General features: G+C 31.6%; 9 protein-coding genes. All 9 read right to left on the bottom strand.

Going from position 1 to position 11,275, the window contains the following annotated elements; translation table 11 throughout:
- Complete coding sequence (gene clpP / locus ACZ5SO_RS01505) at nt 1–597, bottom strand: ATP-dependent Clp endopeptidase proteolytic subunit ClpP (protein ID WP_464626295.1); 597 nt, start codon at nt 595–597, stop codon at nt 1–3.
- Between the two features lie 76 nt (nt 598–673).
- Nucleotides 674–2,017 carry a trigger factor gene (gene tig / locus ACZ5SO_RS01510; RefSeq protein WP_464626297.1) on the bottom strand — a complete coding sequence of 448 codons (1,344 nt, stop codon included), beginning with the start codon at nt 2,015–2,017 and terminating at the stop codon, nt 674–676.
- Between the two features lie 530 nt (nt 2,018–2,547).
- The gene (locus ACZ5SO_RS01515) at nt 2,548–3,885 is read right to left on the bottom strand and encodes a C1 family peptidase (RefSeq protein ID WP_464626298.1); all 1,338 of its coding nucleotides are present in this window, start codon (nt 3,883–3,885) and stop codon (nt 2,548–2,550) included.
- 164 nt (nt 3,886–4,049) lie between these two features.
- Nucleotides 4,050–4,718, bottom strand: a complete 669-nt coding sequence (locus tag ACZ5SO_RS01520) for a GntR family transcriptional regulator (protein ID WP_464626300.1) — start codon at nt 4,716–4,718, stop codon at nt 4,050–4,052.
- Nucleotides 4,719–4,873: 155 nt separating this feature from the next.
- On the bottom strand, nt 4,874–6,358 hold the full coding sequence (locus ACZ5SO_RS01525) for an acyl-CoA carboxylase subunit beta (RefSeq protein WP_464626301.1): 1,485 nt from the start codon (nt 6,356–6,358) through the stop codon (nt 4,874–4,876).
- Between the two features lie 15 nt (nt 6,359–6,373).
- Nucleotides 6,374–7,141, bottom strand: a complete 768-nt coding sequence (locus ACZ5SO_RS01530) for a cyclase family protein (protein ID WP_464626302.1) — start codon at nt 7,139–7,141, stop codon at nt 6,374–6,376.
- Between the two features lies 1 nt (nt 7,142).
- Nucleotides 7,143–8,372 carry a LeuA family protein gene (locus ACZ5SO_RS01535; protein ID WP_464626303.1) on the bottom strand — a complete coding sequence of 410 codons (1,230 nt, stop codon included), beginning with the start codon at nt 8,370–8,372 and terminating at the stop codon, nt 7,143–7,145.
- Nucleotides 8,372–10,261 carry a TRAP transporter permease gene (locus tag ACZ5SO_RS01540; protein ID WP_464626305.1) on the bottom strand — a complete coding sequence of 630 codons (1,890 nt, stop codon included), beginning with the start codon at nt 10,259–10,261 and terminating at the stop codon, nt 8,372–8,374. The genes ACZ5SO_RS01535 and ACZ5SO_RS01540 overlap by 1 nt, the downstream gene beginning before the upstream one ends.
- Before the next feature lie 14 nt (nt 10,262–10,275).
- Nucleotides 10,276–11,229, bottom strand: coding sequence for a TAXI family TRAP transporter solute-binding subunit (locus ACZ5SO_RS01545; protein WP_464626307.1), 954 nt, complete (start codon nt 11,227–11,229; stop codon nt 10,276–10,278).
- Between the last annotated feature and the right edge of the window lie 46 nt (nt 11,230–11,275).

Here is an 11,275-nt window from a genome sequence, read left to right on the forward strand (position 1 = left end):
TTATCTCCTCATAACATTGTCGATAAGTCCATAAGCTAGAGCTTCATCAGCATTTAAAAAGAAATCTCTTTCGACATCTGAAGCAATAGTTTCTCTATCTTTGTTTGTACAATCAACTAAAATATCGATTGAAAGTTTTTTGATTCGTATTAACTCTTTTGTGTGGATAGCAATGTCTGTAGCTTGGCCTTCAACACCACCCCAAGGTTGGTGAATCATTACACGAGCAGAAGGAAGAATAGATCTTTTTCCTTTTGTTCCAGCTGCTAATAAAAGAGCAGCCATGCTAGCAGCTTGTCCCATACAAATAGTCTGCACATCAGGTTTAATATAATTCATTGTATCATAAATAGCTAATCCTGCGGTAACACTACCACCTGGGCTATTTATATAGATACTAATATCTTTATTTGGGTTTTCACTTTCTAAGAAAATTAATTGAGCAACTACTAAATCAGCAGTAGAATCATTAATTTCACCGTCTAGGAAGATGATTCTATCTTTGAGTAATCTGCTGAAGATGTCGTAAGAACGCTCACCAACACCGGATTGTTCAACTACCATTGGAATCATAGATTGCATTCGTGGTTTGTCCATAAATTACTCCTATTTATTGTTGAAAAGGCGGAACTGTACATAGTCCCGCCTTGATTTGTAAAGCAAATATATTGAATTATTCAGCAACAGGGCCATTCATTAATTCATCATAGCTTAATTTTTTACTTTCTTTGAAAGTGTTATTTTCAATTAAGAAATCATTAACTTTTTGAAGCTTTAATTCATCAGTAATCATTTCTTTCAAATAATCAATTTGGTCTGGTTTATAAGCTGAAGTATCACCTAAAGCTTCTGTAACTTCTTCATCTGTTACTTCAAAGTTTTCAGCATCTTTAATCTTTTCTTTGATTAATCCCATGTTGATATCTTTGATAATTGAAGGAGTCCAAGTTTCTTTTAATTGGTCTAAAGTTTGACCTTGCATTTCAAAAATCTTTGCAAAAGTTTCCATGTCCATGTTGTTTGATCTAGCAATGTTGTTCATTTGTTGATCAGCTTGTGCATCAATCATTGATTTTGGTGGAACAATTGGACATTTTTCAATTAATGCATCAACAACTGCTTGATATTTTAAATCTTTAAGTTGTTGTTGAGCTCTTTCTTCAAGCTTAGTTTTTGTAGCTTTTTTCAAGTCATCAACTGTTTTATATTCTTCATTAACGTCTTGAGCAAATTCATCATCTAACTCAGGAACATCATTGAATTTAACTTCTTTCATATCAATTTTGATAGAAATTGTTTTTCCTGCATAAGCTTCGTTTTCAAAGTCTTTTGCAAATTCTTTTGTTATAGTTTTGCTCTCACCACTCTTCATACCAATGAATTCGTTGTCTAGCTCAAAATAGTTTTGAGTTTTACCAATTGTAATTACAGCATCTTTCTTGTTAAAAGCACCTGTCTCATTACCATCATCGTCTAATTCAGCAAAATCTACAGTGACAATGTCACCTTCAGCAGCAGCATCTTCTTTGCTTACAACGAAAGCGTTTTGTTGACGTAATTTTTCAATTTCTTTATCTACATCTTCATCTGTTATTTCAACAGTTGGAGCTTCAAGTTTTAATCCTTTATATTCAGGTGTTTCGAATTGAGGCATTACATCATATTCAACTGTATAAGTTAAATCAGTATTAGGTTTGAAAGGAGTTAAACTTTCTTCATTAATTAAAGTAGGAGTACTAAAAGCTAGAGGTTTGTATTTATCTTCTACTTCTTCTAAAGCGACCTTTAAGCCTTCTTCAAGTTCATTGAATGTAGATTCTTCGCGAATCATTTCACCATATTTTCTTTCAATTAAGTTTAAAGGAGCTTTTCCTTTCCTAAAACCTTTAATTGTGATGTCTTTAGCATACTTTTTTAATAAAGCAGTGTAAGCATCTTCAAGAGATTGTGCTGTCAATGTGATGGACAACTCGACTGAGGAATTTTCTTTTTCCTTGATTTGTTTATCAGCGATCATGCTATCTTCTTCCTTTTTGGTCGCTTTGACCTAAATAAAATATCCGGTACAAGTCTTTCGACTTGTTAGTTACTAAAGTATTATAACCTATGAGATTATACACAAACAAAAATGTTTGAACTACCCTAAAGTTAATAAATTTTAAAACAAAGGCAAGAAAAAACATCAAAAAAACTAATTTTATACTAAATTAGCTTGATGTTTGTTTTTTCTTTCATTATTGCTTGCCTAATATAACAAATAGATGAATTTTTGCCAACACTTTCATTATGATAATTATAAAATAAATTTGTATAAATTTATATAGCTGTAGCTAATATATTTTATATTACAGTCACAAATTATAGCAAATTGTCTGTTGTAAAATAAGGGATATTTTATTTTACAAATTGTCATTATTATATATTTTTTTTATTAATAATAAGATAATAAAAATGACAAAATTGACTGTTTTTTCTTAAATAAACGCATTAAATTACGGATTGTATTCCAAAAATAAATACAATCCGGATATAATCAATTAACTTATTTTATAGAGCAAGAGAGCCCATTGGATCCCAAGGTTTTAGAACGATAGGTTCTTTATCAAACATTTCTAATTGTTTTTTAGTTAAATATTTTTTATTAACAACTACTTGATAAGTATACTCATTAAACCATTCATCGCTCATTACAAAATAACCTTTATTTCCATGAGCATCTCCCCAACTATTTTCAACTCGCCATCTATTTGGCTTATCATTTTCATCGAGATTAACACCAGAGAGAACCATAGCGTGAGTCATTAGACTTTCACCGTAATCTAATCTTTGAGCCTTAGTCATAGGGAAGGTTGTGTCAAATAAATTGTCTAAGTCTAGAATATCTAAAGCCATAATTCCTGTTTCTTTATCACTAGATTGTCCAACATCAGAACCAAACCATACTGCTTTACCATCTTTCATTTGTTTTATAGCGGCTTCTTTTAATTCTTCAATAGGTAAATTTAAATATTTAACAGGATTGCCACCTCGAACATTTCCAAGGTATTTTACTGTATAAGTATTGTAATAAGGCTTATCGCTAGTTGGAGCATTGATTAAGCTAAAGTAGTCACTCATATCCATTGATACATATTTTTTGTAAAATTCTTGTGGTGTTATATTCTCAATCCTAATGAATTTTTTATCTTTATCTCTAACTTCGAGAGTTACTGTTTTAGGTGGTTCCCCAAGACAGATACAAAGTATTCTATAGATAGTTTCAAGCATTTCTTCTTTTAAATTTCTTAAAGTTTCAATATCTTGAGTCTCTTTGGATTTCTCTCTAATTAAAGCTGCAAATTCTCTAAGTTTTTTTGTTAAAACATTATCCATAAATCTAGATTGGGATGAAGAGAAACTTTCTGGCATAGATGTTTTAGGTACAACCCCATATTTATCTATGAGTGAGGAGAACATATCCCATTGTCCACCATCGCCTAAAGGATCTGTTAATAAGAAAGCGACTTCTCTTGAATCTAGTGGAAGATTTATTGTTTCAAGTATATTTTCCAAAAAGTGATTAGATTTTTCTAATTTGTCGTAGAAAAAAAGGTAGGCTTGAGATAATTCAAATGTCTCAAGATTTAATTTTTCCATTATCTCGAGCCTCATGACGTTTAGAGCTGCAAACATCCAACATCTGCCTGATTGCTTTTGGTTAGTTATTTCCCCTGTATTGATTTCTATTGAATATTGATGAGTATTTGTAATACTGCTTTTTAGGGTTTTAGCACTTTTAATAATTCCGTTGTTTACTACGGCATTTTGTGCAACTAAATTTTTATCACAAGAATTATACTTTTTTCTTAAGTTATTTAATTGTTCAGTTGTAATTAGTTTTTTCATAATTTCACCTCTTGTCTATGAGAATAACATATTAAAAATAAAGCTAAAAGTTTATTGCTCAAATTCTATTAACATTTGTTTTTATTTACTTTTACCTTATTATAAAAAGGGATAGAAAAACACAAGCTATTTCAGCTTGTGTTAAATATATTAGAAAAATTTAATTAATCTTGAGCACTAGCTCTTTCTAGTTTAATTTGATCAATCATGGCACGTCCTGCAGCAAACTTATGTTCTCTTACACAAAATTCAATACCATCTCGATCTTTTTTTCTTACTAAGTCGATAATTTTTTCATGGTCTACGATAGATTGCTCAATCCTAACAGGAGCAACATCAAAAACACTTTTTGTTATGGACCATCTTTTACTCAGTTGTTTGATCAAGTTTACTAGCTCGATATTTGGTATATTGTGGTACATATACATATGAAATTTAGTATTCAACTTTGAATAATTATTGCTACTAATTTCTTTAAAAGCAATTCTCATTTCATTATTTATTTCTTCTAAGTGTTCAATATCTGCTTCATTTAAATAATCAATACTTAATTTAGCAGCAAAACCTTCAAGAACACCTTTAACTTGGAAGAAATTTGTTAAATCATTTATATCTAGAGGGCATACTAAAAAACTTTTATTGGCTGTATGTGTTAAATAGCCTTCACCTTCTAAGCGATTTAATGCATCTCTAACGGGTATTTCACTAACATTTAATTCTTTAGCTAATTGTCTTAAAACTATCTTTTCTCCAGATTTATATTCCTTATTTGAAATCTTATTCAATATTTCATCATGAACAACATCTGCTTTTGTTTGGAATTTACTTAACATTATCCCCTCTCTCTTTAGTTTGCTATTATAGTAACTATTTCTCAAATTTACAACGAGTTTAAATTCTATAATCTAATTCTAGTATTGTAAAGAAACTTATAACTTTTTAACCTTTTAGGATAAGAAAAGTAAATAGCTATAATTAATATTTAATACTATATGTCTTCTTTTATAATATATATTAGATCATTAAAAATTCTGTCCCGTGTTTCTTCAGGATCTATTATATCATCAATATAACCTTTTTCGGCAGCACAAAATGCATTCATTACATTTTTTTTATATTCTTGAGTTTTTTCTTCTATAAAAGCTTTTGGATTAGCTACTGTTTTTAGGTCTTTTCTATGAATAATCATGATAGCAGATTCTGCTCCAAGAACAGCTATTTCAGAGTTTGCCCAAGCATAACTTCTATCTGCCCCTAAAGATTTAGAACACATTGCAATATATGCTCCACCATAGGCTTTTCTAACTACTATAGAAACCAAAGGAACAGTTGCTACACTGTATTGATATAATACTTTAGAGCCAAAGTTAATGATTCCATTTTGTTCTTGATTTTTACCTGGTAAATAACCTGGTGTATCAACAAATGTTATAATTGGAATATTATTCGCGTTGCTAGTTTTAATAAATTCTGAAATTTTAAGTGATGAATTAATATCTAAACAACCGGCTAAAACGGAAGGTTGGTTTGCTACAATTGCTACACTTAAACCTTTTAATCTCGCAAAGCCTACTACACAGTTTTTAGCATAGTTTTCTTTGATTTCAATAAAGCTATCTTTATCAAAAATATTGTTAATAATTTCTTTAATATTATAACTTTGTTTAGGATTTTCTGGGATAATTGATTTAATACTTTTATTTGCTTTAAAATAACTTTTTTTATTTGGTTTTTCTTCAACTTTCTTGTACTGGAAAATTGTGAGTAAATTTTTTGTATCTTCTAGAGCAGCTTTTTCACTTTCACTTACCAAGTGAACAACACCGCTTTTTGTACTGTGAGTTGTAGATCCACCTAATTCTTCTGAGCTAACTTTTTCTCCCATAACTTTTTGTACAACATCTTTACCTGTTATAAACATGAAACTTTTATCTTTTACCATGATGATAAAGTCCATCAAGGCAGGGGAGTAGACAGCACCTCCAGCACAAGAGCCGAAGATGATTGCAATTTGTAAAATTTTCCCACTAGAAATGCTGTTTAATTTGAAGATTTCGCCATAACCATTTAACGCACTAATGCCTTCTTGGATTCTAGCTCCACCTGATTCTATTAAAGCAATAATGGGAGTTTGTTCTTTTAAAGCCCATTTTTGTACTGTTGTTATTTTCTTAGCTTGAACAGCTCCCAAGGAGCCACCTTTTAAGGTAGCGTCCTGGGAGTAAGCATAGACTTTCTTTTTATTGACATAGCCATATGCAGTAATTACACCATCTCCAGGGATTTTTTCTCCCTGATCTGTAGTTCCATTAGTAAAGCTTAATACTTCTGTATATTCTCCATTGTCAAATAATAAAGAAAGCCTTTCTCTTGCTGATAATTTACCAAGATTAGATTTTCTATTAAGATTTCTATGAAGCTCATCTTTTAGAAATTGTTTTTTAATTTCATTAATTTCAAGAGAACTATTCATATTTTTAACTCCTCATTAATCGTTGTAAATTGCTACAGCTCTGCACCATCCTGCTGTTCCTCTATCTATTTTGATAGGTAAGGCTGAAATAGTAAAACCATATGGCTTTGGAAGTTGATCTAAATTTGCAAGTTTTTCAATTTGTAGATATGAATGTTCTCTGCCGTAGAAGTGAACTGGCCATAATGCTTTCTTGTCTCCTGTTTTTCTATAATCTTCGACCATGGCATATACAGGTCTATCAAGAGTCCAAGCGTCAATTCCTATTGTTCTAATTCCTTGGTTTAATAACCATTTTAAACCTGCAAGACCTAATCCAGATTGCATTTTCATGTAAGTTTGAGTGTCAGTTCCCCAATATTTATCACAACCTGTTTTAATTAAAACAATATCATTTTCTTTTAGAGTATAATCAATTCTAGTTAGTTCTTTTTCCATATCTTCAATGGTTATTTCTTCACCTGGTTTTTTGTGTTTCATATCTAAAACAACACCATCGCCAATACACCATTCTAGTGGGACTTCATCAATGGACATGGCAGGTTTACCTTCACTCATGCTTCCGTAGTGAAAAGGTGCATCAACATGAGTACCATTGTGCTCTCCAGCTGTTACAACATCTGCAGCTAAAGCTTGGCCGTTTGGGAAAGCTTCAGGTTCTACACCTGCAATTTTACCAAGTCTATAAATTCCTGCTTCATGGAGGGATCTTTGAATTTTAGGTGGATTTGGTTCTGTAGCACCTTCTTGTAAGGAAAGACTCAAATCATAAATTTTTTTCATTTTACTTATTCTCCAATTTGTTTTCATAATCAGAAATAATTGCTTTAAATTCTTCATCATCTAAAATCTTACGATTTTTGATTGCAAAGCTTTTTATTTCATGTAAAATCTCTTTCTTTTGCTCTAGTGTATATTCGTTTTTCATATTCAAACGTTCTAATTCTACATCGATAGATTTAGCACCACTTTTTTTACCTAGAACAACACCTGCAACGTTACCTGTTATTGATGGATCTACTGCGAACATGGCAAGGGGAGTATTCATAACTAAATCAATACCAATACCTGATTCTCTTACATAAACATTTTTTCCAACAAATGGTTGGTTAACTGCTTTTTTAAATCTTGTAATTTCTTCAACTCTATCTGAAACTTCTTTTAGTCTGTCAATGTTATAAGGAAGTTCAAAACCATAGAGAGTCTTTAAAGCTACAATAATAGGTTCTACAGCAGCGTTTCCTGTTCTCTCTCCAAGTCCGTTTACACAAACGTGGATAACCTCTGCTCCAGCTTCAATAGCAGCAAGGGAAGTTGCAACACCCATTCCGTAATCATTGTGAGTATGTACTTCAATTTTTACATCGAAAGTATCTTTTAATTTCTTAACTAGGGTGAACATAGCTGAAGGGAGAATACAACCCATAGTATCTACGATACCAATTGAATCTGGTTTTCCTTCATTAATGACTTTATCATATAGTCTAAACATGAAGTCTTCATCTGCTCTAGTTGTATCATAACCAAAATAAACAACTTCTAAACCTTTTGATTTCGCATATTTGATAACATCAACACTAATTTCAATTATATCGTCATCACTCCATTTTGCAAATTGATATTTTAGTTTAGGTCTACCCATTGGGATTTCAATAATAACACCATCAACTCCACATTCAACTGCCAAATCGATATCTTCTTTTTTTGCACGAGCAAAAGTGAAAATTTTTGCATTTAAACCGAGTTTTACAATTTCTTTAATAGCAATTGTATCTTCTTCAGATACAGCTGGCATACCAGCTTCTATTCTATCAATTCCAACTGAATCTAATAATTTAGCAATTTCAATTTTATTTTCTTTTGTTAATACAATACCGGGAGTTTGTTCTCCATCTCTAAGAGTTGCATCATGAATTGCAACTGTTTTAGGTAGGTTAAATTTTTTAGTTACTTCTTCACTGTAGTTAAATGGGCTTACCCACCATTTTTCAGTATTCCATTTTTGATCTGACATTAAATTCTCCTCAATTTAGCTTTTTTTGTTGATACGAAAATTAGTCCAACAAATATAATAATTCCGATAGCATCGGTAAGTGTTCCTTGGAAAATCATTAAGATTCCACAAGCAATCAATAGTATTTTTTCAACAAGGGTTGTATCTGTTTTTATATAACCAACAATTGCCATAGCAATAGCAACAACGCCAATTATTGAGAACAGTACTGTTACAATAATATCTAAAGCAGCACCTTCCATTAGTAAACTTGGACCATACATAAACATATAAGGTAGAATAAAACTAACAATTCCATATCTGAAAGCAGTAAATCCAACTTTATTAAGATCAGCTTTAGCTATTCCTGCCGCTACATAAGAGGCGAGTGCTACAGGAGGTGTTATAGTTGAAATACAACCAAAATAGAAAACAAATAAATGTGCAGTTAATACAGGTGCTCCCATTTTAACTAAGGCTGGAGCAATAACAGTAGCTAGAACTAAATAAGCTGCTGTAGTGGGGAGTCCCATACCTAGGATTAAAGAAATGAACATTGTTAAAATTAGTGCAATGATCAAATGTCCATGAGAAATAGTAACAATCATAAGAGCTAGTTTTGAACTTAATCCTGTAAGAGATAAGATACCAGAAATAATTCCAGCAGCTCCACAAGCAACTGCAATGGAAACAGTATCTTTTGCTCCTTTTTCTAAAGCGTTTCCAACACTTTTGATAAATTTCTTTGCATCAAAATCTTTCTTTCTGAAGATTTGGTTAGGAACATAAACTACAAGTAAGGATATAATTGAGATATATGCTGCTTTAAAAGGGGAGTATCCACCAACCATCATTATAATTAGAATAATAATAGGAAGTGCTAGTGGCCAATCTTCTTTCATAACTGATAATGCTGTATCTTTATTTGCTTCACCTTTAGCTTGAATGTTCTTCTTTTTAGCAATCAAGTGAACGATTACAAAGATTGAAAGGAAATATAATATTGATGGTAAGATAGCAGCTTTCATTATACTTGCATAAGGGATACCAATGATTGATGCCATTATGAATGCTGCAGCACCCATGATAGGAGGCATCATTTGTCCACCTGTTGAAGATACTGCTGAGATAGCACCAGCTTGTTCAGGTGTATAATCATCTTTAACCATCATAGGAATTGTTAAAGATCCTGTAACAGCAACGTTACCTGCAGCTGATCCAGATAGCATTCCTAGTAAAGCACTGAATATAATTGAGGTTTTTGCTGAAGCTGCACAAAATCTTTTGGTTAATGTAGATGAGAGTCTAAATAAGAATTCTCCACAACCAAATTCAGATAAAAAGGCTCCATATATACAGAATAATATAATATAGTTAGCAGAAACACTTATTGGAATTCCATAAACTCCAGCACTAGTTGTGTATAACATATTAATTACTCTGCTAAGTGAGTAATTTCTTGTCATTAAAATGCCACCCAAATACTGACCAATAAATGGATAAACTAAAAATACTGTACAAATAATTGCTAGAACATTTCCTACAGATCTTCTAGTTGCTTCAAGTATAACAATCATGAATATTGCACCTATCAAAACATCAACACTTGAAGTTACACCTCCACTGTTAGCTATTGCTTCCCATCTAAATAGTAGATGTGCTCCACAGTAAACTGAAAGTGCTAGGAAAAAGAGTCTAATACCTAAATCTATAGTTTTGAATTTTTCCTTTTTAGTGCTTTTTGTTAAGAATGCAATAACTAGCATAGCCAATAAGTGAATTATTCTAATTGGCATTGTTGATAAAGTTATGATTCCTGAGACATTTAATAAGTGAAATAAACTAACAGCGATTGCAACTATTTTAACAATCATCTTATTAAAGTCTTTTGTATCTGAAATTCGGTTCATTATTAAATTCCTTATTAATTAATTTCGCTGAAATATTTTTGTGCACCTTCGTGTAAAGGAATAATTGTTTCAGAACTAGTTGCAGCATCAATTTGTTTTGCTGTAGCGTTGTTCTGAGCAAATTCCTCAAGGTTGCCATAAATTGCTTTTGTTACTTCATATACAACATCTTCACTGATATCTCCGTTTACGATTAATAAGTTGTTAATACCAAGTGCATAAGCGTCGCTTGATAATTTGTATGTATCAGCTGGGATATCAAAACCTGTGTAGTAAGGATATTGCTTAGAAATAGAAGACATTAAGTCTTGTGTAAGATTTACAAATTTAATATCTTTAGTAGCTGTGATTTCCATTACAGATGAAGCAGGATAACCTGATAGAGCAATAGCAACATCAACATTACCGTCAGCTAATTGTGTAAATCCATCTGTATATGATAAATAGCTAGGTACTATATCATCTTTTGTAAGGCCTACTTGATCTAATAACAATTCTAGAATTGGAAGAGATCCACCACCTGCAGGACCTACTGCAACTTTTTTACCTTTTAAATCAGCTAAAGAATTAATTGAAGATGATTCTAAGGTGATTATATGGAAGATACTTGGGTGTAAATTACCAACAGCTTTAATATTAAGTTCTTTTGTATATGGATCTGCTCCATTAACAGCTGCATTAGCTAAGTTTGAATTGGTAATACCAAAGTCTGCATCACCTGCATCAACTAAACGTGGGTTTTCTACTGAACCGGCTGTAACCTCGGGTGAAAGGCTAACGCCATCTGAATGAGAACTAACTAAGTTTGAAATCTCTTGTCCAATTGCATAATATGCACCACCAACACTAGCTGTTGCAATATTTACAACTGCATTAGTCTTAGATGTACTCTCTGAATCTCCGCTATTACCAGAACAACTAGCTAGTAGTAATGGTATTAGAATTAATAGTAAAGATAACTTTTTCATCTTTTACTCCTTTGTAAAATGATATATCATATATCATATATTATTT

It is taken from the genome of Pleomorphochaeta naphthae, assembly GCF_055396005.1.

Coding starts and splice junctions, on each gene's coding strand:
- ACZ5SO_RS01535 (WP_464626303.1), bottom strand. CDS start 8,372: ATGTCAGATCAAAAATGGAATACTGAAAAATGGTGGGTAAGCCCATTT.
- ACZ5SO_RS01525 (WP_464626301.1), bottom strand. CDS start 6,358: ATGAATAGTTCTCTTGAAATTAATGAAATTAAAAAACAATTTCTAAAA.
- ACZ5SO_RS01530 (WP_464626302.1), bottom strand. CDS start 7,141: ATGAAAAAAATTTATGATTTGAGTCTTTCCTTACAAGAAGGTGCTACA.
- tig (WP_464626297.1), bottom strand. CDS start 2,017: ATGATCGCTGATAAACAAATCAAGGAAAAAGAAAATTCCTCAGTCGAG.
- clpP (WP_464626295.1), bottom strand. CDS start 597: ATGGACAAACCACGAATGCAATCTATGATTCCAATGGTAGTTGAACAA.
- ACZ5SO_RS01520 (WP_464626300.1), bottom strand. CDS start 4,718: ATGTTAAGTAAATTCCAAACAAAAGCAGATGTTGTTCATGATGAAATA.
- ACZ5SO_RS01515 (WP_464626298.1), bottom strand. CDS start 3,885: ATGAAAAAACTAATTACAACTGAACAATTAAATAACTTAAGAAAAAAG.
- ACZ5SO_RS01545 (WP_464626307.1), bottom strand. CDS start 11,229: ATGAAAAAGTTATCTTTACTATTAATTCTAATACCATTACTACTAGCT.
- ACZ5SO_RS01540 (WP_464626305.1), bottom strand. CDS start 10,261: ATGAACCGAATTTCAGATACAAAAGACTTTAATAAGATGATTGTTAAA.